Below are 24,045 nucleotides of genomic sequence, written 5' to 3'. Positions count from 1 at the left end.
TGTTATTCACGTCAGGAAATAAGATCATGAAAATTATCTCCACTGCTGTATGTTGTTCCGCTCTCCTGCTTCCTGCCGCTGCGATCGCCGCAGACAGCACCGCAAGCGCGACGATGCACGTTTCACTTGAGGTGGTAAAATCCTGCACCCTCAAAGCCAACGACCTCAATTTCTCACGCCACGGGTCGGATGAATCAAGCGAAATTCAGGCCAAAACGCAGGTCGATATTGTTTGTACCAACGGTACGCCATTCACGCTCTCCGCCACCAGCAATGATAGCAGCGAAAACGGCACCTTCTGGCTGAAGCCGGAAAACGGTGAAACGGGCGCACAGAAGATAGCGTGGAAACTTTTTGCCGATGAGAGCAAACAGACACAAATCACCAGCACCGATGGGCTTACCGATACCGGCAACGGCATGGCGCAGGAAGAGACGCTGTATGGCGTTATTGACGCAGGGGCGCTGACGACCGCGCAGGCGGGCGCCTACAGCGACGATGTCACCTTAAATCTGGTGTATTGATCATGCGGCGCTGTCTTCCCTGCTTCATTCTGTGGCTCCTGATGCTGACGCTGCTGTCTCGCTACGCGCTGGCCGCCACGCTTCAGGTGGCCCCCGTGACGCTCGATCTCCAGAGCGGTCAAAGAGCATCCGCGGTTTACCTCACGAACAGCGGCAAAGCGGCCATCCATGCTCAGATACGGGTTTACGAATGGACCCAGCAAAACGGCAAAGATGTGTTAACGGCCACCGACGAGGTGGTCAGTAGCCCGGCGATGACCTCTCTGGCCCCGGGCCAGCAGCAGCTGGTGCGCATCATCGTTATGGAGCCCGGCATCCGTGAACAGGAGCAAAGTTACCGCCTGGTCATTGATGAGCTGCCGGATGAAACGTCCCGTGCGGCCAACCCCAACGCGGTGCACTTTCTGCTGCGCTACTCGATTCCCGTCTTTATTGCCGGAAACCAGAATATGCCCGTTAGCCGCGATGCCCTGAGCTGCGAACAGGCGGAGCCCCCGGGAACGATCCGCTGCTATAACGCCGGGAACAGCCATATTCGCCTGAGCCACCTGCAGGCCCTGACGGCCAGCGGGCAGGTTGTGGGATCGGTGAAAGGGCTGGCGGGCTATGTGCTACCGGGACAGACCGCGCTTGTGACACTTAAGCAGGCTTCACACCACACGCTCAGCGCACTGCGCGCCTATCTCAATGATGAACACCATGCCAGCCAGATCCCCCTGCGCCCGCTCGCTACTCGCGCTCCTGCTTTGGCTACCGCTCACGCTGTCAGCCCGGGTTGAACCCGCCGCCGACACCGTACAATGGCTGGCCATCACGGTGAATCACGCTCCTCGAGGGGAGCTGTGGGCCTGCCGGGTCGTGGGTGAGGCGCTGTGGATTGACCGCGGCGACCTCAAAAAGCTGGGGCTTCGCGCCCCGGATGACCACAGCGAATGGGTTGAACTGACGTCCCTGCCTGGCCTGAAGGTCAGTCTCGACTTACACGCTCAGCAGGTCTCCCTTACCGCCGACGCAGAGGCGCTCGACGGCCAGCAGCGCCTGACTATCGAGAGGCCGACCGCGCAGTATCGCTATCCCGAGGCGCAGCCCATCAGCGCGTTTACGCTCGGGTATGCCCTTTATGCCAGCGACTCTCAGGGGAACCGCCAGCTTAACGCGCAGACCTCGTTGACCGCATCCGGGGCGCTTCCCGGCACCTTCAGCAGCAGCTTTTCAAGCCATGCGGGGGAGGAAAACAGCGCTGGGCGGCCCAGCCACACGCGTCTTGAAACCCGCTGGCAGTGGGACAACGCAGACTCGCTGACCAGCCTGGCGCTGGGCGACAACATCACCACGGGCACCCGCTGGAGCCGGCAGGTACGTTTTGGCGGCCTGCACTGGGCGCGGAATTTTGAGCTTAATCCGCAGCTCAACACCGAACCGCGCAGCCGCTACAGCGACACTGCCGTCCTGCCTTCAACGGTCGATCTTTACATCGACGGGCTTAAGCAGAGCAGCGAGCACGTGACACCGGGGGATTTTCTGCTGGATACCCTACCCTCCTTCACCGGAAGCGGACAGGCGCAGGTGGTCATTACCGACATCAACGGTCAGCGTCGCACCGTACAGCTCGATCTCTACGGCGCACCGGGGATGCTGGCGGAAGGGCTCAGCAGCGGCTCGCTGGATATCGGCTGGATGCGGCAAAACTACGCCCTGCGATCGAATGACTATGCCCCCGATCCCGTGCTCGACGCGGGCTGGCGCTATGGGGTAAGTAACCGGCTGACGCTGGCGCTGCACACGGAACAGCAGAGCAAACTGCGCAATGTCGGGACAGGCGTCGACTGGCTGATCTCGCCCGACATCGGGATTGTTAGCCAGCATGTTGCCCTGAGCGACAGCCCTTATGGCCAGGGAAAACAGTGGGGCCTTGGCTGGCAATGGAACGGCAGCGGGACGGGCTTCTCTGCCAGCACCGTCCGTACTGATGCCAATTTTGCCGATAACGCCCGCACGATCGGCGCCCTGCCGGTCAGACGCAGCGATAGCGTCTGGCTAAGCCACTCCGTTCCTCATTTTGGTACCGTAGGCGCAGGCTGGGTACAGCAAAACATTCAGGGCAACAAACAGCGCTACCTCAACGCCTCCTGGTCCGTCTCGCTGCCGGCCCATCTCTCCACCACGCTGAGCTATACCCGTTCGTTTACGGATGCGTCGAGTAACGTTCAGCTTATGCTTTCGGTCCCGTTAGGCCGTGCGGATACTCTCTCCGTTCAGACCAGCCGCGAGACATCACGCATGGATTATCGCCACCAGCCGGACGATCGGCTCGGCGGCTGGTCATGGCAGCTGGGACAAAGCGTTGGTGAGCGCCGGGATACCTATGCGGACGTGGGCTATCTGGGTCATGCAGGCGAGTGGCACGTCGGGCTGGAGCAAGGCGCTAAGCTGGGCAACCAGTACGCCTCAGCCGAAGGCAGCCTGACGCTGCTGGATGGCAGCCTTCATGCCCTGCGCTACAGCCAACAGGGTCTGGCGCTGGTCTCCACCCACGGCGTTGGACACGTGCCGGTAATGCTGGAAAACCGCCCTGCAGGCGAAACCGATGAAAACGGCTATCTGCTGCTGACCGACCTGCCGCAATACCACAGCAGCAAGGTCAGCATCAATCCGCTGGATCTCCCTGCCGATGTTATGGCCCCCGTCACCGACATGGATGCCAGACCGGGCAACGGCAGCGCGGTAAAGGTCGATTTTAATGTCCATCACGCCGTGACGGTTCAGGCCCGGCTGGTCGACAGCCGCCACAAGCCGCTCCCGCTGGGCAGCATCGTTTCAACGCCACGCGGCGCGACCATCGTCGGACGCGACGGTTTTATCTGGCTTGAAGATCCGCCCCTGCCGGGTGAACTGGTGGTGAAAACCGGCGAGGGGGAGTGTCGGGTCACGCTTCCGGCCCCGCGCACCGCGTCATCAATACAGAATATTGGAGAACAACTGTGTCATTAAAAACACCGTTATTGCTGCTGCTCGTGCTGTCCATGAAGGCGATGGCGGCAGCGTGCTGGATAACCTCACCCGCCGCCATCAACTTTGGCAGCGTCGTGGCGGGAAATGCCGCCTCGACCAACACCGAGGTTAAATTTAGCTGTCAGGCCGACAATAACGGCACGATGGAATATATCAACGTCTGCCTGAGCAGCATTGATGCTCCACCCTTTCAGATGCTCTCGAACGGGGACCAGGAGGGGAAACAGTACACCCTGCTCTTCCGCCTGCTTAACGGCGTCGCGCGCTCTCAGGAGCTGGGCCCCGCCAGCGGCGGGGATCTCATTCAGCAGACCCTGACTGCACAAAGCAATACCAGCATCAGCGGTAGCTTTCCGCTTATCGCCACCCTCCCGCCGGGGCAAAACCAACTGCCGGCGTACCACTATTACAACTACAACATGAATCTGCGCATCGCCTGGCACAGCGCCCCCCGTCAGGATGCGTTGCAAAATTGCTCGGACGGCTCCGCGGAGGGCGAGCAGGTGCAGGGCGGCACCAGCGCGCAGGCCGAAATCAGCCAAGGGTGCTACATAGAACGCGTCACCCCGCTTAACTTCGGCACGCTGAGCAGCACCGCCACGCTGCACCCGACGCGTTCCACGGCAACACTCACCACGCGATGTCCGGCCGGCACGGCGTTTACCCTTGCCATGGGCAACGGCAACCATGCCAGCGGCAATCAGCGGCAGCTTTGCAACGACGAAGGCCAATGCCTGCGCTATGCGCTCTGGCAGGATGCCGCTGCCACGCAACGCTGGGGCGATTCGCGCAGCGGGGATGCGCTGGTCGTCACCCATCCCGCAGGCGGCACCCAAAGCTTCACCGTTTACGGAGAAGTCCCGGCCCAGCCTCTGAGCGGTACGGGGGAATTTATTGACGACGTGATAATTACGCTGACTTATTAAACCACTCAAAAAACCGTCTGGATCAATGTTATCGGTAACAATGGCGTTAAAATAGCCAGCATCTCTGCTTAGAAGATGTAAACACCTTCTCTTTTTTTTCATTATCTCTGTCTGTTTTACAACAACTTATGAAATATCTGCTTGCTGACGCCATCGTCTACAACGACGAGGACGGTTCTGTTTCTCTTATCAATGCGCCGGATGAGGATGCGCAGATCCTCACCTGCACGGCCAATACCATCCTGAAGCTGCTGGTCCAGCATCATGGCAACGTGATTGAACGGGACACCTTTCTCCATGAGGTCTGGGATCGGCGAGGGCTCCAGGGATCGAACAACTCGTTAAACCAGTACATCAGTATTTTGCGCAAAATGCTGGCAAGCCTGCTTCCCGACGCGCTGTTTATCGTCACGGTCCCTAAGACGGGCTTTATGCTCAGCGCCGACGTCACGGTAACGCCCCAGGAGGAAGCGCCCCCGGCCGCCAAAATGGCGAAACCGGCATGGCGCGCTCGACCGGAACGGTTGTTCTGCGGCGCGCTTACTCTGGCGATCGTAACGCTGTGCCTCTGGATAACGGCGATCAAACCAGTAAACCCGCAGCGGGAGATCCATCTGCTGACCCATATCGGCACCTGTCCGGTCTACACCTTTACGCCGCTGGCGGATGTGTTTCACGAGAAGGCGATTGCCCTGGCGCAAACCCTTCAGCAGGACGGCCATCTCCCGTGTCTGCAAAATTCCATTTTCTATATGCACATCCAGAGAACGCTTTTTTACGGCCACGAAGGACGGCTGGTGCTTTCCCAGTGTTCCCTCACGCGGGATAAAGCGAGCGCCTGCCGTACGCTTTACTATTACGAGTGGTGATATGCGACAGATAAAAATTTGGCTCATTCTGATCTTTAACCTGATGCTCATCGGCGCCGCGCTGGCGTGGTACTTCTACACGCCCCCGCTGGCGGTGGCCTGCGACGGTAACCTGACCTTCTCCGACAGACGCGACAATCATGATTTCACGTTTGATGGGGAGATCATTATGCGGTTCCACCCCGACAAAACCGGGTACATCACCCTAAACGGCAACGTCGAGAACGCCCCGCAAAATTGGGAAGTGTCGCGGCAGGAGATGTTTAAGTGGCGGCACGTGGAGGGGGAACTCTATGAAATCATCATTCAAAAAGTGGAGCGTTTTAGCCACGATGCGATGCCGCCCGGCGTATTTGAAAAATACGTGGCAGGCCTGACGCTGGGGAAAAAAAGGCTCCTGACGATAGAGCGCACGCCGCATGATGCGCTGGTGATTAGCAACTTTTACTCGCCGGTGCTGGTCTGCTCGGAATAATGTCGGAAGGTCAGGCTATACTTCCCGCCATGAACATTTACATTCGCCCCACCACCTGCGACGACGTTGCCGCCCTGCCCGCCCTTGAACGCGCGGCGGGCGAACGTTTTCGTGACGACCCGGATCTCGCCTGGCTTGCCGAGGGTGAGGTCATTTCCGCTGAACAGCACCTCGGCTATGCCGAACGGGGGCTAAGCTGGCTGGCGCTGGCGAACGAGCGTCCCGTGGGGTTTCTCCTTGCAGAGGCACACCCTTCGTCACTGTTTATTGTGGAGCTCTCGGTTGATCTGGCCTGGCAGGGAAACGGGATCGGCCGGCAGCTCATCGCCCGTGCGGCTGACCATGCCCGCAAAGTGGGACTGACATCGCTGACACTGACGACGTTCCGGGACGTTCCGTGGAATGCGCCCTTCTATGCAAAGCTGGGGTTTGAATACGTCACTGAACTCACGCCTGAACTGCTTGAAAAACGTGAAGAAGAAGCAGCGCACGGCTTAGCGTATAACTCACGCTGCGCCATGCGTCTGCCGCTTTGATATCGCCCGGTGGCGCTTCGCTTACCGGGCCTACAACACCTTTCCGTAGGCCGGGTAAGGCGCAGCCGCCACCCGGCACAACGCGCAGGATTAGAACGTTTCCCAGTTATCGCCCGCGTCCGCCGTCGCGGCCTTACGCGATATCACCGGCGCGGCAACGCTTTTCGCGGCAGCAAACTCGCGCGCCTTCATCTGCTCCTGCTGAATGCGGAACACCGCCACGGCCTGCGTCAGGCGGCTCGCCTGCTCTTCCAGCGCCGCCGCCGCTGCGGCAGACTCTTCCACCAGCGAGGCGTTCTGCTGGGTCACGCGGTCCATCTCTGCTACCGCCAGACCCACCTGGTCGATACCGCGGCTCTGCTCGTCAGAGGCAGACGCAATCTCGCCCATGATGTCGGTCACGCGGGTCACCGCGTTCACGATCTCACCCATGGTTTCACCGGCGCTTTCTACCAGCGTTGAGCCCACTTCCACGCGGCCCACAGAGTCTTCAATCAGGCTCTTAATTTCACGAGCTGCCTGGGCGCTGCGCTGGGCCAGGTTACGCACTTCCCCTGCCACCACCGCAAAACCACGGCCCTGCTCGCCCGCACGCGCCGCTTCTACCGCCGCGTTCAGTGCCAGGATGTTGGTCTGGAAGGCAATGCCGTCGATCACGCTGATAATGTCGGCAATCTTCTGTGAACTACCGGCAATGTCTCGCATGGTTTGCACCACGTTGTCCACCACTTTACCGCCTTTTTGCGCGGTTTCAGACGCGCTCAGCGCCAGATGGCTCGCCTGACGGGCGTTCTCGGCGTTCTGCTTAACGGTCGCCGTCAGCTGCTCCATGCTGGCAGCGGTCTCTTCCAGGGAAGCGGCCTGCTGTTCAGTACGGGAAGAGAGATCGTTATTGCCCATCGCGATTTCGCTCGCGCCGCTGTAGATCGCATTCGCGCCGTTACGCACGTCGCCCACGGTACGCACCAGCTCACTCTGCATATGACGCAGCGAGTCAGCCAGTTCACCCATCTCGTTGGACCCTTCCACGTCAATGCGCTTCACCAGGTCGCCGCTGGCGATATGGCGAATATTGTCGATCAGACGCGTCAGCGGAGAGAGCAGCGCCTGCTTGATACCCAGCCAGACAGCCACGATCACCACCAGCACGGCAACCAGCACGCTTATCAACACCCAGATCGCCTGGCTGAAGGAGCTGTTGCTGTCTTCAACCGCCATCTGGTACAGCTTGTCGTTCTGCTGCAGGTAGCTCACGTACTGCTTCTCAAAACCATCCTGGTAGCTCTGGGTCGGCTGGTCGAAGAAGGCGTTGATTTTACCTGCCCCCAGCAGCTGAATCAGCTCTGCCAGCGCACCGTGGTAGATATCGTAGTTACGCTTAATCTCCAGCGCAGCGGCGTCGCTTTGACGCGGGTCGCGCGGCAGGGCTTCATAGTCAGCCCAGTTTTTTTCCGCCTGTTTCAGCGAGGCAGACGCAATTTGCATCAGATCGTTAACGGTCGCGCCGCTGCCGATATTGCTCTGATCCATCATGTAGCGGATGCCCGCGCGGTTAAGGGTATTACGGGTTTGCAGCAGCGCAACCCAGCTCCCGTTCAGGGTGGATTGTTGCTGACGAATGGTTTGCAGGACGGTGAAATTCTCTTTGTCATTCTTCAGAGCATTAAAGAAAAGACCACCGGATGTGAGTTGTAACAGGCCAAATATAGCTAAAACCAGCATTAAGCTGGTGACAATCTTGATACGGTTTAACATGTTTTCTCTTTCCTCAGACAGATACAGAATTTTCGGCCTGGAAAGGGAAAACTTTACGAAAATCATCCTGGAATTTGTGGTTTTTACTCTTCTTCCCGCGCTGCGTTATGGCGGTTTCCGAGTTCAATAAACTCTTCCAGCAGCGCCGTCAGCTGCTTCATCTTCTCCGGCGTGTATTCCGCCTCAATCTGCTGATACGCCTCTTCCACCTGCGCCTGGGCGTGCTCGTACAGCGCATTACCCTCTTTGGTCAGCGACACGTACAGCTTGCGCTGGTCGTTCACCGGCTTTAAGCGCAGCACCAGGCCGTCGCGCTCCATGCGCGTCAGAATGCCGGTCAGGCTCGGGCGCAAAATGCAGGTGCGAAACGCCAGGTCGTGAAAATCCATCGACAGATGCTCAGCCAGCACGCGCACGATGCGCCACTGCTGCTCGGTGAGGTTATGGCGCTTCACAATCGGTCGGAAGTAGGACATCGCCGCTTCCCGCGCCTGCAATAGCGCGATGGTTAATGAATCATGCATAGCCTCTCCCCTTTGCATCATTAACAAGTAAACAATCCATAAAAGATGTTTTTATAAACAACACGTTTTCCGTCAAAAAGTCTAACAGAAACCAGTCAATTTATTTAACAATATGATTTTAATAGACATAAAAATCAATATGTAAATTTATTGTTATTCATATCACAAATTCTTCACTTCTGATTGCGAAATGAACAGCAAAAGCATAAAACCAGATCATTAATATATTAATGAAATCATAACCCGGGCCGTCGGGGTAAGGAGTATGTGAATGAAAGGTACCGTTTTTGCCGTCGCGCTGAACCATCACAGCCAGCGTGAAGCCTGGCGTGAGGCATTTGAAAAAGCCCCCTACAACACGCCGCCGAAAACGCCGGTGTGGTTTATCAAACCGCATAACACCGTGATTCGCGCGGGCGAACCGATCCCCTTCCCGCAGGGGGAAACGGTGCTGAGCGGCGCGACGGTGGCAATGGTGGTGGGTAAAACCGCCAGCAGGGTGCGCGTGGAGGAGGCCGCGGAATACATCGCGGGGTATGCGCTGGCTAACGAGGTGAGCCTGCCGGAGGAGAGCTTCTACCGCCCGGCCATCAAGGCCAAATGCCGGGACGGATTTTGCCCGCTCGGCGAACCTGTCGCCGTTGATAACGTAGACAACCTGACCATTATCACCGAGATCAACGGCCGCGAAGCGGACCACTGGAACACGGCCGATCTTCAGCGCAACGCCGCCGAACTGCTGAGCGCCCTGAGCGAGTTCGCCACCCTTAATCCCGGCGATGCAATATTGCTCGGCACCCCGCAAAGCCGCGTTGAGATCCGCCCGGGGGATCGCGTGCGTATTCTGGCGGAAGGGTTTCCGCCGCTGGAAAACCCGGTGGTGGATGAGCGCAACGTCATTATTGCGCACAGCACGCCGCCGCAGGCCACGCTGTTTGCCCTCGGCCTGAACTATGCCGACCACGCCAGCGAGCTGGACTTCAAGCCCCCCACCGAGCCGCTGGTGTTTATCAAAGCGCCAAACACCTTTAATGGCGACGGCCAGACCTCGGTGCGCCCGAACAATATCGAATACATGCATTACGAAGCGGAGCTGGTGGTGGTCATCGGTAAAACCGCGCGTAAGGTCAGCGAAGCCGAGGCGATGGAGTATGTTGCGGGCTATACGGTCTGCAACGACTACGCCATCCGCGACTACCTGGAAAACTACTACCGCCCGAACTTGCGGGTCAAAAGCCGCGACGGGCTTACGCCCATTAGCCCGAACATCGTGCCGAAAGCGGCCATCCCCGACCCGCACAACCTTCGTCTTCGCACCTTCGTCAACGGCGAGCTGCGTCAGGAAGGGACCACCGCCGATCTCATTTTCAGCATCCCGTTCCTGATCGCGTACCTGAGCGATTTTATGACCCTGCAGCCGGGCGACATGATTGCCACCGGCACGCCAAAAGGGCTGTCAGACGTGGTGCCGGGGGATGAAGTGGTGGTGGAAGTGGAAGGCGTAGGCCGCCTGGTAAACCGGATTGTCAGCGAGGAGACTGCAAAATGAAAAAGATTAACCACTGGATCAACGGTAAAAACGTCGCCGGAAGCGAGTACTTCCACACCACCAACCCGGCCTCCGGCGAGGTATTAGCAGAAGTCGCCTCCGGCGGAGAAGCTGAAATTCACCAGGCCGTCGCCGCCGCCAAAGAGGCATTCCCGAAGTGGGCTAACCTGCCGATGAAGGAGCGCGCGCGCCTGATGCGTCGCCTGGGGGATCTGATCGACCAAAACGTGCCTGAGATCGCCGCGATGGAAACAGCCGACACCGGCCTGCCGATCCACCAGACCAAAAACGTGCTCATTCCGCGCGCCTCGCACAACTTCGAGTTCTTCGCCGAGGTGTGCCAGCAGATGAACGGCAAAACCTACCCGGTTGACGACAAGATGCTCAACTACACCCTGGTGCAGCCGGTGGGCGTCTGCGCGCTGGTGTCGCCGTGGAACGTGCCGTTTATGACCGCCACCTGGAAGGTCGCGCCGTGCCTGGCACTCGGAAACACCGCGGTGCTGAAGATGTCTGAACTCTCCCCGCTAACCGCCGACCGTCTGGGCGAGCTGGCGCTGGAGGCGGGCATTCCGGCGGGCGTGCTGAACGTGGTGCAGGGCTACGGCGCAACGGCAGGCGACGCGCTGGTGCGCCACCACGACGTGCGCGCTGTCTCCTTCACCGGCGGCACCGCCACCGGGCGCAACATCATGAAAAACGCCGGGCTGAAGAAATACTCCATGGAGCTGGGCGGCAAATCCCCGGTGCTGATTTTTGAAGATGCCGACATCGAGCGCGCGCTGGACGCCGCCCTGTTCACCATCTTCTCGATCAACGGCGAGCGCTGCACCGCGGGCTCGCGCATCTTCATTCAGCAGAGCATCTACCCGGAGTTCGTCAAGCGCTTTGCCGAGCGCGCCAACCGCCTGCGCGTTGGGGATCCAAACGATCCGAATACCCAGGTTGGCGCGCTCATCAGCCAGCAACACTGGGAGAAAGTCTCCGGCTATATCCGCCTCGGCATTGAAGAGGGTGCAACCCTGCTGGCGGGCGGCCCGGACAAACCGACCGATCTGCCCGCGCACCTGAAAGGCGGCAACTTCCTGCGCCCGACGGTGCTGGCGGACGTCGACAACCGCATGCGCGTGGCGCAGGAGGAAATCTTCGGGCCGGTGGCCTGCCTGCTGCCGTTTAAGGACGAAGCGGAGGGCCTGCGCCTGGCCAACGACGTGGAGTACGGCCTGGCGTCGTACATCTGGACCCAGGACGTCAGCAAAGTGCTGCGCCTGGCGCGCAGCATCGAAGCGGGGATGGTTTTCGTCAACACCCAGAACGTGCGCGACCTGCGCCAGCCGTTTGGCGGCGTGAAGGCATCCGGCACCGGCCGCGAGGGCGGCGAGTACAGCTTCGAAGTGTTCGCCGAGATGAAGAACGTCTGCATCTCGATGGGCGACCACCCGATTCCAAAATGGGGGATCTGATCATGGGTAAACTGGCGTTAGCGGCAAAAATCACCCACGTGCCGTCGATGTACCTCTCCGAGCTGCCGGGCAAAAACCACGGCTGCCGACAGTCGGCCATCGACGGACATAAAGAAATCAGCAAGCGCTGCCGCGAGCTGGGCGTGGACACCATCATCGTGTTCGACACCCACTGGCTGGTGAACAGCGCGTACCACATTAACTGTGCGGACCATTTCTCGGGCGTCTACACCAGCAACGAGCTGCCGCACTTTATCCGCGACATGACCTACGACTACGACGGCAACCCGGCGCTCGGCCAGCTGATTGCCGACGAGGCGGTGAAGCTGGGCGTGCGCGCCAAAGCGCACAACATCCCGAGCCTCAAGCTGGAGTACGGCACGCTGGTGCCGATGCGCTACATGAACGCGGATAAGCACTTCAAAGTGGTCTCCATCTCGGCGTTCTGCACGGTTCACGACTTCGCCGACAGCCGCCGGCTGGGCGAGGCCATCGTCAGCGCCATCGAGAAATACGACGGCACCGTGGCGGTGCTCGCCAGCGGCTCGCTGTCGCACCGCTTTATCGACGACCAGCGCGCGGAAGAGGGAATGAACAGCTACACCCGCGAGTTCGACCGCCAGATGGACGAGCGCGTGGTGAAGCTGTGGCGCGAAGGCCAGTTCAAAGAATTCTGCAGCATGCTGCCGGAGTACGCCGACTACTGCTACGGCGAGGGCAACATGCACGACACGGTGATGCTGCTGGGGATGCTCGGCTGGGACAAATACGACGGCAGGGTGGAGTTCCTCACCGAGCTGTTCGCCAGCTCCGGCACCGGCCAGGTTAACGCCGTTTTCCCGCTGCCCGCGTAAGGAGCCACCATGCCGCACTTTATTGCCGAATGTACCGACAACATCCGCGAGCAGGCCGACCTGCCGGGGCTGTTCGCCAAAGTGAACGAGGCACTCGCCGCCACGGGCATCTTCCCCATCGGCGGTATCCGCAGTCGCGCCCACTGGCTGGATACCTGGCAGATGGCCGACGGCAAGCACGATTACGCCTTTGTGCATATGACGCTGAAAATCGGCGCCGGGCGCAGTCTTGAGAGCCGGGAAGCCGTGGGGGAGATGCTGTTTGCACTGATCAAAACGCATTTTGCAGATCTGATGGCGAGCCGCTATCTGGCGCTGTCGTTCGAGCTCGACGAGCTGCACCCGACGCTGAATTTTAAGCAGAACAACGTGCACGCGTTGTTTAAGTAATACCGCACGGACTGTCCCCTCTCCCTTTGGGAGAGGGTTAGGGTGAGGGCAAATCTCTGCGGCCTGATGCCCTCACCCCGTCCCTCTCCCACGGGGAGAGGGAGAAAACAAACGTATAACAGGATATCGCCATGCTCGACAAACATACCCATACCCTGATCGCCCACCGCCTGCATCAGGCGGAACAGTCCCGGGAGCAGATCCGCGCGATCTCGCTGGAGTACCCGGAGATCACCATCGAAGACGCCTACGCCGTACAGCGCGAATGGGTGAGCCTGAAAATTGCCGAGGGCCGCGTGCTGAAAGGCCACAAGATTGGCCTCACCTCGAAAGCGATGCAGGCCAGCTCGCAGATTAGCGAGCCGGACTACGGCGCGCTGCTGGACGACATGTTCTTCCTCGACGGCAGCGACATTCCCGTCGATCGCTTTATCGTCCCGCGTATCGAAGTGGAGCTGGCCTTCGTGCTGGCAAAACCGCTGCGCGGCCCGGACTGCACGATCTTCGACGTCTACAACGCCACGGATTACGTCATTCCCGCCCTGGAGCTGATCGACGCCCGCTGCCACAACGTTGATCCGGAGACCCAGCGCCCGCGCAAGGTGTTCGACACCATCTCCGACAACGCCGCCAACGCCGGGGTGATCCTCGGCGGTCGTCCGATTAAGCCCGACGCGCTGGATCTGCGCTGGATCTCCGCCCTGCTCTACCGCAACGGCGTGATCGAAGAGACCGGCGTCGCCGCTGGCGTGCTTAACCACCCGGCGAACGGCGTGGCGTGGCTGGCGAACAAGCTCGCGCCGTACGACGTGCAGCTTGAGCCCGGACAAATCATCCTCGGCGGCTCGTTTACCCGTCCGGTTGCCGCCAGCAGAGGCGACACCTTCCATGTTGACTACGGCAACATGGGCTCCATCAGCTGTCGCTTTGTGTAAGGAGGCGACCATGCAAAACGCATTCAAAGCGGCGCTGAAGGCGGGCCGCCCGCAAATCGGTTTATGGCTGGGGCTGACCAGCAGCTACAGCGCCGAGCTGATGGCCGGGGCCGGTTTTGACTGGCTGCTGATCGACGGCGAGCACGCGCCGAACAGCGTGCAGACCATCCTGACTCAGCTTCAGGCTATCGCCCCTTATCCCAGCCAGCCGGTGGTGCGCCCGTCGTGGAACGATCCGGTGCAGATCAAGCAGCTGCTGGACATAGGCGCGCAAACCCTGCTGGTGCCGATGGTGCAAAACGCTGACGAGGCGCGGCTGGCGGTAAGCGCCACCCGCTACCCGCCTGCGGGCATCCGCGGCGTCGGCAGCGCCCTGGCGCGCGCCTCGCGCTGGAACCGCATCCCGGATTACCTGCATCAGGCTAACGACGCCATGTGCGTGCTGGTGCAGATCGAAACCCGCGAGGCGCTGAAAAACCTGCCGCAGATCCTGGACGTGGAAGGCGTCGACGGCGTGTTTATCGGCCCGGCGGATCTGAGCGCCGACATGGGCTTTGCCGGCAATCCGCAGCACCCGGAGGTGCAGGCCGCCATCGAGCAGGCGATCGCGCAGATCCTCAGCGCGGGCAAAGCGCCCGGCATCCTGATGGCGAATGAACAGCTGGCGAAACGCTATCTCGGCCTCGGCGCATTGTTTGTGGCGGTCGGTGTGGATACCACCCTGCTCGCCCGCAGCGCCGAAGTGCTGGCGGCCCGCTTTACCGACGTCACCACAGCAGTTGATAACAATAAATCCGTCTACTAAACGTACGATGTGGAGCGCAACATGACGACCTCAACCCTGCATAATAAAGATGTAGAACATCGCGCAATAAATAAGCTGTTCCGTCGTTTGATCGTGTTTCTCTTTATCCTGTTTGTTTTCTCGTTTCTCGATCGCATCAACATCGGCTTTGCCGGGCTGACGATGGGTAAAGATCTGGGCCTTACGTCGACCATGTTTGGCCTGGCCGCGACGCTGTTTTACGTCACCTACGTGCTGTGCGGGATCCCGAGCAACATCATGCTGGCGAAAATCGGCGCGCGCCGCTGGATCGCCGGGATCATGGTGGTGTGGGGCATCGCCTCCACCTGCACCATGTTCGCCACCAGCCCCGAAACGCTCTACGTCCTGCGCATGCTGGTGGGCATCGCCGAAGCTGGCTTCCTGCCGGGGATCCTGGTCTATCTCACCTGGTGGTTCCCGGCCTATCACCGCGCCCGCGCCAACGCGCTGTTTATGATCGCCATGCCGGTGACCATGATGCTTGGCTCGATCCTCTCCGGCTACATTCTGGCGATGGACGGGCTATGGAACCTGAAGGGCTGGCAGTGGCTGTTCCTGCTGGAGGGGCTGCCGTCGGTGGTGCTCGGCGTGGTGACCTGGTTTTACCTCAACGACACGCCGGATCAGGCCACCTGGCTGGACGATGACGAAAAGCAGGCGCTGAAAGCGATGATCGCCCGCGAGCAGGAGATCGCCATTGCCCAATCCGTCACACCGCGATCGACGCTGAGCGAGGTGCTGACGCCTGCGGTACTGCTCTACACGCTGGCCTACTTCTGCCTGACCAACACCCTGAGCGCCATTAACATCTGGACGCCACAGATCCTGCAAAGCTTCAACACGGGCAGCAGCAACATCGTCATCGGTCTGCTGGCGGCGATCCCGCAGTTTTGCACCATCCTCGGGATGATCTGGTGGAGCCGCCGCTCCGACAGGCTGAAAGAGCGAAAAAAGCACACCATCCTGCCGTACCTGTTCGCCGCGGCGGGATGGATGCTGGCCTCGGCCACCGATCACAGCCTGATCCAGCTGCTTGGCATCATTATGGCCTCAACCGGATCCTTTACCGCCATGGCGATATTCTGGACCACGCCGGACCAGGTTATTAGCCTGCAGTCCCGCGCGGTGGCGCTGGCGGTGATCAACGCCATCGGCAACGTCGGATCCGCCGTCAGCCCATTGCTGATTGGGATCCTGCGCGACGCGACCGGCAGCTTCAGCTCCGGGCTGTGGTTTGTGGCCGGGCTGCTGGTGGTCGGCGCGCTGGTGCTGACGCGCATTCCGATGACGCAGCGGGATCAACAGAGGAACGAGCATGTGCCAGAGCCCTATCGCCAACATTGATATCAGCAAGGAGTACGACGAAAGTCTGGGCACCGACGATGTGCACTACCAGTCGTTCGCCCGCATGGCGGCCTTTTTTGGCCGCGACATGCAGGCGCATCGTCATGATCAGTATTTTCAGATGCACTTTCTCGATACCGGGCAAATTGAGCTCCAGCTCGACGATCACCGCTACTCGGTGCAGGCCCCGCTGTTTGTCCTCACGCCGCCGTCGGTGCCGCACGCGTTTATCACCGAATCCGACAGCGACGGCCACGTGCTGACGGTACGCGAAGATCTGATCTGGCCGCTGCTGGAGGTGCTCTACCCCGGCACCCGGGAAGCCTTCGGCCTGCCGGGGATCTGCCTCTCGCTGGCCGACAGGCCGGACGAGCTGGCGGCGCTGAAGCATTACTGGCAGCTGATTGCCCGGGAATCCACGGAACAGCTGCCGGGGCGCGAGCACACGCTGGTCCTGCTGGCGCAGGCGGTCTTTACCCTGCTGCTGCGCAACGCAAAGCTCGACGACCACGCTTCGGGCGGTATGCGCGGCGAGCTGAAGCTGTTCCAGCGCTTTACCCAGCTGATTGATGCGCACTACCACCAGCACTGGACGGTGCCGGAATACGCTGGCGAGCTGCACCTCACCGAATCCCGCCTGACCGATATCTGCCGCCGCTTTGCCAACCGCCCGCCGAAGCGGCTGATCTTCGACCGCCAGCTGCGCGAAGCCAGACGGCTGCTGCTCTTCTCCGACAGCGCGGTCAGCGAGATTGCCTGGCAGCTGGGGTTTAAGGATCCTGCCTATTTTGCCCGGTTTTTTAACCGATTAGTGGGGTGCTCACCGAGCGCGTATCGGGCGCAGAAAGTACCGGTAAAACCTTTCCCCTCACCCTAACCCTCTCCCCAAAGGGGAGAGGGAACGATTACACCCTCGCCCCTTTGGGGAGAGGGCCGGGGTGAGGGGACAACGATCACAAATCCCAATCCCGCCCGAAAAGTACCCGCCGTTGTCCCAATCGTCCCTTCACGTCTCGCCCCTCTCAGGCTTCAATTAAACAACAAAAACAAAACATAAATTTAACAACCCAATTCCGATACGAGGTCCCTATGAAGCCTGAAGATTTTCGCGCAGACGCCAAACGTCCGTTAACCGGCGAAGAGTATTTAAAAAGCCTGCAGGACGGTCGTGAGATTTATATCTACGGCGAGCGCGTCAAAGACGTCACCACCCATCCGGCGTTTCGCAACGCGGCGGCCTCCATCGCGCAGATGTACGACGCCCTGCACAAGCCGGACATGCAGGACACGCTCTGCTGGGGCACCGACACCGGCAGCGGCGGCTATACCCACAAGTTTTTCCGCGTGGCGAAAAGCGCCGACGACCTTCGCCAGCAGCGCGACGCCATCGCTGAGTGGTCGCGCCTGAGCTACGGCTGGATGGGACGTACGCCGGACTACAAGGCCGCGTTCGGCTGCGCGCTCGGCGCCAACCCGGCCTTCTACGGCCAGTTCGAGCAGAACGCCCGCAACTGGTACACCCGCATTCAGGAAACCGGCCTGTACTTCAACCACGCCATCGTTAACCCGCCGATCGACCGCCACAAGCCTGCGGACGAGGTGAAAGACGTCTACATCAAGCTGGAGAAAGAGACCGACGCCGGGATTATCGTCAGCGGTGCGAAAGTGGTGGCAACCAACTCGGCGCTGACCCACTACAACATGATCGGCTTCGGCTCCGCGCAGGTGATGGGTGAAAACCCGGACTTCGCGCTGATGTTCGTCGCGCCGATGGATGCCGAAGGCGTGAAGCTGATCTCCCGCGCCTCTTACGAGATGGTGGCAGGCGCTACCGGCTCCCCGTACGACTACCCGCTCTCCAGCCGCTTCGATGAGAACGACGCGATTCTGGTGATGGATCACGTGCTGATCCCGTGGGAAAACGTGCTGATCTACCGCGATTTCGACCGCTGCCGTCGCTGGACGATGGAGGGCGGCTTTGCACGCATGTACCCGCTGCAGGCCTGCGTGCGCCTGGCGGTGAAGCTCGACTTCATCACTGCCCTGCTGAAGAAATCCCTGGAGTGCACCGGTACCCTGGAGTTCCGCGGCGTACAGGCGGATCTCGGCGAAGTGGTGGCCTGGCGCAATATGTTCTGGGCGCTGAGCGACTCCATGTGTTCCGAAGCCACCCCGTGGGTAAACGGCGCGTATCTGCCGGATCACGCCGCGCTGCAAACCTACCGCGTCATGGCCCCGATGGCCTACGCGAAGATCAAGAACATCATCGAGCGTAACGTGACGTCCGGGCTGATCTACCTGCCGTCCAGCGCCCGGGATCTGAACAACCCGCAGATCGACCAGTATCTGGCGAAATACGTGCGCGGCTCCAACGGTATGGACCACGTCGAACGCATCAAGATTTTAAAACTGATGTGGGACGCCATCGGCAGTGAGTTTGGCGGCCGCCACGAGCTGTACGAAATCAACTACTCCGGCAGCCAGGATGAGATCCGCCTGCAGTGCCTGCGTCAGGCGCAGAGCTCCGGCAACATGGACAAAATGATGGCGATGGTCGACCGCTGCATGTCCGAATACGACCAGCACGGCTGGACGGTGCCGCACCTGCACAACAACAGCGATATCAACATGCTCGACAAGCTGCTGAAATAGCGCAGCGGGAGGTTGCAATGCATTTAGATGAACAACGCCTGCGTTTTCGCGACGCAATGAGCAGCCTGTCGGCGGCGGTCAATGTGGTCACCACCGAAGGCGACGCCGGACGCTGCGGCATTACCGCCACCGCCGTCTGCTCGGTGACGGATACCCCGCCGTCGGTGATGGTGTGCATCAACGCCAACAGCGCCATGAACCCGGTCTTTCAGGGCAACGGCAGGCTGTGCGTTAACGTGCTGAACCACGAGCAGGAGATCATGGCCCGCCACTTCGCCGGCATGACCGGCATGACAATGGAGGAGCGCTTCGCCCTCTCCTGCTGGCAGAAAGGCCCGCTGGCGCAGCCGGTGCTGAAAGGTGCGCTGGCCAGCCTCGAAGGCGAGATTACCCAGGTGCAAACCATCGGCACGCATCTGGTTTATCTTGTCGAAGTGAAAAACATCATCCTGAGTGACGCGGGACACGGCCTGATCTACTTCAGGCGTCGTTTCCATCCGGTCATGATGGAGGCGGAAGCCGCCGTGTGATCCCCCCTCGCGCTGGCCTTTTTTCGGGCCAGCGCCGCTTTCTACAAAAATTCCTAAGGTTTCCACTAAATCACGCCGTTATATATCCATAAGAGAAATTTTCTGTGCCTGAATACTGACATCTCCGGTCAGTGCTTTTTGCATTGTTCAGCGCATACCCAATATACAGGAAGACCTTATGGCTAAAACGACGCGGAGCCGCTCGGCTGAACGTCTGGTCGATATTCTCCTTGAGCTACATTTACACGGCGTGGTAAACCGCAGTGCGCTAATGGAGAAATTTAAAATTACCGAGCGTACCGTCTACCGGGATTTAAATGCGCTCTCGCCCATTGTTGAACATACCGGTAACGGGCTATATCGGCTGATCCACTCCGCCCAATCTCCCGGCGGGCAGGGATTACATCACGCTCTGGCTAACTTCCTGAATGCCGATAATTTTTTCCCTGAAAGAAATACGGACTTCTGGCAAAAGCTGGAGGCGCGCGTCGACGAAAACCATATTCTCATCCTCGGTAATGACGCAGAGCACACGGTACAGCGTGATATCCGCCGCCATTTAGCAAAAATCGAGAAATCGATTAAGAACCATAATGTCTGTCAGATCGTTTATAAGGGTAAAACCCGTCTGATTAATCCCTATAAACTCATTAACAAAAAAAATATATGGTATTTACAAGCTACCGAAAATAGCCGGTTGAAATCCTTTTCATTAAGCCAGATTAGCTGGTTTGATATTCAAAAAAACGTTTTTACCCCTGATGAAAATGTGCGGGCATTGCTGGAAAAAAGCCTCGACCCGTGGGTTTCTGAAACTACTTTCACCGTGAAAATATTCATTAAGGATAATATTTCACATTACTTCCTGCGCCGCGATCTCCTGCCGGAACAAGAGCTGCTGGAGCAACAACGCGGCGGCGTCACGCTTCGCTGCCAGGCGGCACACGAAAACCAGATCCTGCCGCTGCTGTTCTACTGGCTGCCGAATATTCAGATCCTGGAGCCGAGCTGGCTGAAGGAGAAGCTCATCAAGACGCTGGAAAACTATCTGTCGATGGAGCGCAGCCCGGAAAACCACGTGATCTCAATCACATAATTTCCCCCGCCAGCGGCGAGCCTTAACCACTCGCCGCGTTCTTTGACCGCTCACCCGTCACTTTCAACCACTCACGCATTTACCGCCCTTTACGCGCGCGCGGATCTGGCACGATCGCTCCAGCATTATCAATACCTCCTCACAACGAACCCTGACCCTTTTTTCATTACATAAAAAACCAGGTCTTACTATGGATACTAAAAAACTACTTAAGCACGTGCCCTGGGCCTTACTCGGGATCCTCGGTGCTTTCTGTCTGGCGGTTGTCGCATTGCGCCGGGGCGAACACGTAAGCGCCCTGTGGATCGTGGTCGCGTCTGTCTCCGTCTATCTTGTGGCTTATCGCTACTACAGCTTGTACATCGCGCAGAAGGTCATGAAGCTCGACCCGACGCGCGCCACCCCGGCGGTCATTAACAACGACGGCCTGAACTACGTGCCAACCAACCGCTACGTGCTGTTTGGTCACCACTTTGCCGCCATTGCAGGCGCTGGCCCGCTGGTCGGCCCTGTGCTGGCCGCGCAGATGGGCTACCTGCCGGGTACGCTCTGGCTGCTGGCGGGCGTGGTGCTGGCGGGGGCGGTGCAGGACTTTATGGTGCTGTTTATCTCCTCGCGCCGTAACGGCTCGTCGCTGGGCGAGATGATCAAAGAAGAGATGGGCCGCGTGCCGGGCACGATCGCTCTCTTCGGCTGCTTCCTGATTATGATCATCATCCTGGCGGTGCTGGCGCTGATCGTGGTGAAAGCGCTGGCCGAAAGTCCGTGGGGCGTCTTCACCGTCTGCTCTACCGTACCGATTGCGTTGTTCATGGGCATCTACATGCGCTTCCTGCGCCCGGGCCGCGTGGGTGAAGTGTCGGTCATCGGTATCGTGCTGCTGGTCGCCTCCATCTACTTCGGCGGCGTGATTGCGCACGACCCGTACTGGGGCCCGGCGCTGACCTTCAAAGACACCACCATCACCTTCGCGCTGATCGGTTACGCGTTCGTTTCCGCCCTGCTGCCGGTGTGGCTGATTCTGGCTCCGCGCGACTACCTGGCGACCTTCCTGAAAATCGGCGTGATCGTCGGGCTGGCGATCGGGATTGTGATCATCAACCCTGAGCTGAAAATGCCGGCGGTGACGCAGTACATTGACGGCACCGGTCCGCTGTGGAAAGGCGCCCTGTTCCCGTTCCTGTTTATCACCATCGCCTGCGGTGCCGTGTCTGGCTTCCACGCGCTGATCTCCTCCGGCACCACGCCGAAGCTGATGGCCAACGAAACTGACGCGCGCTTCATCGGTTACGGCGCAATGCTGATGGAGTCCTTCGTGGCGATTATGGCGCTGGTCGCGGCGTCTATCATCGAGCCAGGTCTGTACTTCGCGATGAACACCCCGCCGGCGGGTCTGGGCATCACCATGCCAAACCTGCACGAGATGGGTGGCGAAAATACCGCGCTGATCATGGCGCAGCTGAAAGAGGCCAGCGCACATGCGGCGGCGACCGTCAGCTCCTGGGGCTTCGTGATTTCGCCTGAGCAGATCATGCAGACCGCGAAAGACATCGGCGAGCCGTCCGTGCTGAACCGTGCAGGCGGTGCACCGACGCTGGCAGTGGGTATCGCACACGTATTCCACAAAGTGCTGCCGTGGGCGGACATGGGCTTCTGGTACCACTTCGGTATTCTGTTTGAAGCGCTGTTCATCCTCACCGCGCTGGATGCAGGTACCCGTGCGGGCCGCTTTATGCTGCAGGATCTGCTCGGCAACTTCGTGCCGTTCCTGAAGAAAACCGACTCTCTGGTAGCAGGTGTTCTGGGTACTGCCGGCTGCGTAGGTCTGTGGGGTTATCTGCTGTATCAGGGCGTTGTCGACCCGCTCGGCGGCGTGAAGAGCCTGTGGCCGCTGTTCGGTATCTCTAACCAGATGCTCGCAGCCGTTGCTCTGGTGCTCGGTACCGTGGTCCTCGTGAAGATGAAACGCACCAAATACATCTGGGTAACGGTTGTTCCTGCGCTGTGGCTGCTGCTCTGCACCACCTGGGCGCTGGGCCTGAAGCTGTTCAGCACCAACCCGCAACTGGAAGGCTTCTTCTTCATGGCTAACCAGTACAAAGAGAAGATTGCCGCAGGCGGCGCGGATCTGACCGCCCAGCAGATTGCCAACATGAACCATATCGTGGTGAACAACTACACCAACGCGGGTCTGAGCATTCTGTTCCTGGTGGTGGTGTACAGCATTATCTTCTACGGCATCAAAACCTGGATGAAAGTGCGCAACACCGAAGGCCGTACGGATAAAGAAACCCCGTACGTGCCGGTACCGGAAGGCGGCGTGAAAACCTCTTCGCACCATTAATCATCCCCCCTCACCCTAACCCTCTCCCCAAAGGGGAGAGGAAACTTTATACACCCTCTCCCCCTTGGGGAGAGGGCCGGGGTGAGGGGCTTTTCCTGTCTGGACCCCACAATGTTTGGTAACTTAGGCGAAGCGAAAAAATACCTCGGTCAGGCGGCGAAAATGCTGATTGGCATTCCGGACTATGACAACTACGTTGAGCATATGAAGACCAATCATCCGGACAAGCCGTACATGACCTACACCGAATTCTTCCGCGAGCGTCAGGAAGCGCGCTACGGCGGAAGTGGAGAAGGCGGCGTCCGCTGCTGCTAAAGGAGAGACCATGACCCCGATTGCCGTTACCCTGCTGACCGGTTTCCTCGGCGCCGGTAAAACCACCCTGCTGCGCCACATCCTGAACGAGCAGCACGGCTTCAGAATCGCCGTCATCGAAAATGAATTTGGCGAAGTCTCGGTAGACGATCAGCTGATTGGCGATCGCGCCACCCAGATCAAAACCCTGACCAACGGCTGCATCTGCTGCACCCGCTCTAACGAGCTCGAAGACGCCCTGCTGGACCTGCTCGACAGCCGCGATCGCGGCGACATCGACTTTGACCGCCTGGTGATCGAGTGCACCGGCATGGCCGACCCCGGCCCGATCATTCAGACCTTTTTCTCCCATGAGATTCTTTGCCAACGCTACCTGCTGGACGGCGTGATTGCCCTGGTGGATGCGGTTCACGCCGACGAGCAGATGAACCAGTTCACCATCGCCCAGTCTCAGGTGGGCTACGCCGACCGCATCCTGCTGACCAAAACCGACGTGGCGGGCGACAGCGAAAAACTGCGCGAACGGCTGACGCGCATTAATTCCCGCGCGCCGATTTACACGGTGACGCATGGCGACATCGATCTGTCTCAGCTGTTCAACACCAACGGCTTTATGCTGGAGGAGAACGTCACCGCGAAACAGCGCTTCCACTTTATGTCCGACAAGCAAAACGACGTGGCGTCGATTGTGGTGGAGCTGGACTACCCGGTGGACATGAGCGAGGTCTCCCGCGTGATGGAAAACCTGCTGCTGTCGTTTGCCGACAAGCTGCTGCGCTACAAAGGGATGCTGTGGATAGACGGCGAGCCGAACCGCCTGCTGTTCCAGGGCGTACAGCGCCTGTACAGCGCCGACTGGGATCGCCCGTGGGGCGATGAAGCGCCGCACAGCGTGATGGTGTTTATTGGCATACAGCTGCCGGAAGAAGAAATCCGGGCAGCGTTTGCGGGTCTGAAAAAATAAACAATCGCTCCCTTATAATCCTGAAAGGGAGCGCGTTCCCCTAAAGCAAATTCCGCGCTTCACTCTTTCTGTTTGCAATATTGTCTGTTAATGTCCTTAACAATAATGAAATCCTGCTTAGATTAATATTTACGACAATATTAATTGCGCAGAGTTATACTA

The 24,045-nt window shown here is 59.3% G+C and carries 23 protein-coding genes; 21 read left to right on the top strand and 2 right to left on the bottom strand.

The annotated features are described in order from the left end of the window. Nucleotides 1-26: 26 nt before the first annotated feature. From ACR42C_RS03015 to ACR42C_RS02985, 7 genes are all read left to right on the top strand, one after another. Nucleotides 27-524, top strand: a complete 498-nt coding sequence (locus tag ACR42C_RS03015) for a Csu type fimbrial protein (protein ID WP_116342353.1) — start codon at nt 27-29, stop codon at nt 522-524. Nucleotides 525-526: 2 nt separating this feature from the next. Then, nucleotides 527-1,303, top strand: a complete 777-nt coding sequence (locus tag ACR42C_RS03010; RefSeq protein ID WP_166710038.1) for a fimbria/pilus periplasmic chaperone — start codon at nt 527-529, stop codon at nt 1,301-1,303. After that, a complete protein-coding gene (locus ACR42C_RS03005; RefSeq protein WP_479984736.1) occupies nt 1,224-3,515 on the top strand; it encodes a fimbria/pilus outer membrane usher protein in 2,292 nt (763 codons plus the stop codon). Before ACR42C_RS03010 ends, ACR42C_RS03005 begins: the two co-directional genes overlap by 80 nt. Then, nucleotides 3,506-4,462 (top strand): Csu type fimbrial protein, encoded by a 957-nt coding sequence (locus ACR42C_RS03000; RefSeq protein WP_116342347.1) that lies wholly within the window; start codon nt 3,506-3,508, stop codon nt 4,460-4,462. Before ACR42C_RS03005 ends, ACR42C_RS03000 begins: the two co-directional genes overlap by 10 nt. Nucleotides 4,463-4,590: 128 nt before the next feature. Next, nucleotides 4,591-5,331: a winged helix-turn-helix domain-containing protein gene (locus ACR42C_RS02995; RefSeq protein WP_479984735.1), complete on the top strand. Its 741-nt coding sequence runs from the start codon at nt 4,591-4,593 to the stop codon at nt 5,329-5,331. Between the two features lies 1 nt (nt 5,332). After that, nucleotides 5,333-5,806, top strand: coding sequence for a hypothetical protein (locus tag ACR42C_RS02990; RefSeq protein ID WP_316379745.1), 474 nt, complete (start codon nt 5,333-5,335; stop codon nt 5,804-5,806). 29 nt (nt 5,807-5,835) lie between these two features. Then, on the top strand, nt 5,836-6,342 hold the full coding sequence (locus ACR42C_RS02985; protein ID WP_479984734.1) for a GNAT family N-acetyltransferase: 507 nt from the start codon (nt 5,836-5,838) through the stop codon (nt 6,340-6,342). 90 nt (nt 6,343-6,432) lie between these two features. On the opposite strand, the gene tsr is transcribed toward ACR42C_RS02985, so the two are convergent. Beyond that, nucleotides 6,433-8,097: a methyl-accepting chemotaxis protein gene (gene tsr / locus ACR42C_RS02980; RefSeq protein ID WP_479984733.1), complete on the bottom strand. Its 1,665-nt coding sequence runs from the start codon at nt 8,095-8,097 to the stop codon at nt 6,433-6,435. A gap of 83 nt (nt 8,098-8,180) precedes the next feature. Next, nucleotides 8,181-8,621, bottom strand: coding sequence for a homoprotocatechuate degradation operon regulator HpaR (hpaR, locus tag ACR42C_RS02975; protein WP_479984732.1), 441 nt, complete (start codon nt 8,619-8,621; stop codon nt 8,181-8,183). A gap of 271 nt (nt 8,622-8,892) precedes the next feature. Here hpaR and hpaG point away from each other — a divergent pair, with 271 nt between their 5' ends. The 14 genes from hpaG (at nt 8,893) to yjiA (ending at nt 23,883) form a co-directional block, all read left to right on the top strand. After that, entirely contained in the window at nt 8,893-10,170 is a 1,278-nt protein-coding gene (gene hpaG, locus ACR42C_RS02970) for a 4-hydroxyphenylacetate degradation bifunctional isomerase/decarboxylase (protein WP_479984731.1), read from the top strand. Next, nucleotides 10,167-11,633 carry a 5-carboxymethyl-2-hydroxymuconate semialdehyde dehydrogenase gene (hpaE, locus tag ACR42C_RS02965; protein WP_479984730.1) on the top strand — a complete coding sequence of 489 codons (1,467 nt, stop codon included), beginning with the start codon at nt 10,167-10,169 and terminating at the stop codon, nt 11,631-11,633. The genes hpaG and hpaE overlap by 4 nt, the downstream gene beginning before the upstream one ends. Before the next feature lie 2 nt (nt 11,634-11,635). Beyond that, nucleotides 11,636-12,487 carry a 3,4-dihydroxyphenylacetate 2,3-dioxygenase gene (hpaD, locus tag ACR42C_RS02960; RefSeq protein WP_116342619.1) on the top strand — a complete coding sequence of 284 codons (852 nt, stop codon included), beginning with the start codon at nt 11,636-11,638 and terminating at the stop codon, nt 12,485-12,487. A gap of 9 nt (nt 12,488-12,496) precedes the next feature. Further along, nucleotides 12,497-12,877, top strand: coding sequence for a 5-carboxymethyl-2-hydroxymuconate Delta-isomerase (locus tag ACR42C_RS02955; protein ID WP_192981915.1), 381 nt, complete (start codon nt 12,497-12,499; stop codon nt 12,875-12,877). A gap of 131 nt (nt 12,878-13,008) precedes the next feature. Next, on the top strand, nt 13,009-13,812 hold the full coding sequence (hpaH, locus tag ACR42C_RS02950; protein ID WP_326432046.1) for a 2-oxo-hept-4-ene-1,7-dioate hydratase: 804 nt from the start codon (nt 13,009-13,011) through the stop codon (nt 13,810-13,812). 10 nt (nt 13,813-13,822) lie between these two features. Then, nucleotides 13,823-14,617: a 4-hydroxy-2-oxoheptanedioate aldolase gene (hpaI, locus tag ACR42C_RS02945; RefSeq protein ID WP_479984729.1), complete on the top strand. Its 795-nt coding sequence runs from the start codon at nt 13,823-13,825 to the stop codon at nt 14,615-14,617. Nucleotides 14,618-14,638: 21 nt separating this feature from the next. Next, nucleotides 14,639-15,982: a 4-hydroxyphenylacetate permease gene (hpaX, locus tag ACR42C_RS02940; RefSeq protein WP_479984728.1), complete on the top strand. Its 1,344-nt coding sequence runs from the start codon at nt 14,639-14,641 to the stop codon at nt 15,980-15,982. Then, entirely contained in the window at nt 15,954-16,859 is a 906-nt protein-coding gene (gene hpaA / locus ACR42C_RS02935) for a 4-hydroxyphenylacetate catabolism regulatory protein HpaA (protein WP_316379750.1), read from the top strand. Before hpaX ends, hpaA begins: the two co-directional genes overlap by 29 nt. 212 nt (nt 16,860-17,071) lie before the next feature. Continuing rightward, nucleotides 17,072-18,634, top strand: coding sequence for a 4-hydroxyphenylacetate 3-monooxygenase, oxygenase component (gene hpaB / locus ACR42C_RS02930; RefSeq protein ID WP_014168483.1), 1,563 nt, complete (start codon nt 17,072-17,074; stop codon nt 18,632-18,634). 17 nt (nt 18,635-18,651) lie between these two features. Then, nucleotides 18,652-19,164, top strand: coding sequence for a 4-hydroxyphenylacetate 3-monooxygenase reductase subunit (locus ACR42C_RS02925; protein ID WP_479984727.1), 513 nt, complete (start codon nt 18,652-18,654; stop codon nt 19,162-19,164). A 178-nt stretch (nt 19,165-19,342) separates the two neighbouring features. Beyond that, complete coding sequence (locus ACR42C_RS02920; protein ID WP_302219284.1) at nt 19,343-20,260, top strand: helix-turn-helix transcriptional regulator; 918 nt, start codon at nt 19,343-19,345, stop codon at nt 20,258-20,260. Nucleotides 20,261-20,450: 190 nt separating this feature from the next. Continuing rightward, on the top strand, nt 20,451-22,604 hold the full coding sequence (locus ACR42C_RS02915) for a carbon starvation CstA family protein (protein WP_061099346.1): 2,154 nt from the start codon (nt 20,451-20,453) through the stop codon (nt 22,602-22,604). A gap of 111 nt (nt 22,605-22,715) precedes the next feature. Beyond that, nucleotides 22,716-22,919, top strand: a complete 204-nt coding sequence (locus tag ACR42C_RS02910; protein ID WP_003856610.1) for a YbdD/YjiX family protein — start codon at nt 22,716-22,718, stop codon at nt 22,917-22,919. Nucleotides 22,920-22,929: 10 nt separating this feature from the next. Beyond that, nucleotides 22,930-23,883, top strand: coding sequence for a GTPase (yjiA, locus tag ACR42C_RS02905; RefSeq protein ID WP_479984726.1), 954 nt, complete (start codon nt 22,930-22,932; stop codon nt 23,881-23,883). The last annotated feature ends 162 nt before the right edge of the window (nt 23,884-24,045 follow it).

Source organism: Enterobacter sp. MG-EB028 (assembly GCF_056673305.1).
The sequence above is the reverse complement of the archived record's forward strand: the minus strand, read 5'-3'. Positions and strand labels throughout refer to the sequence as shown.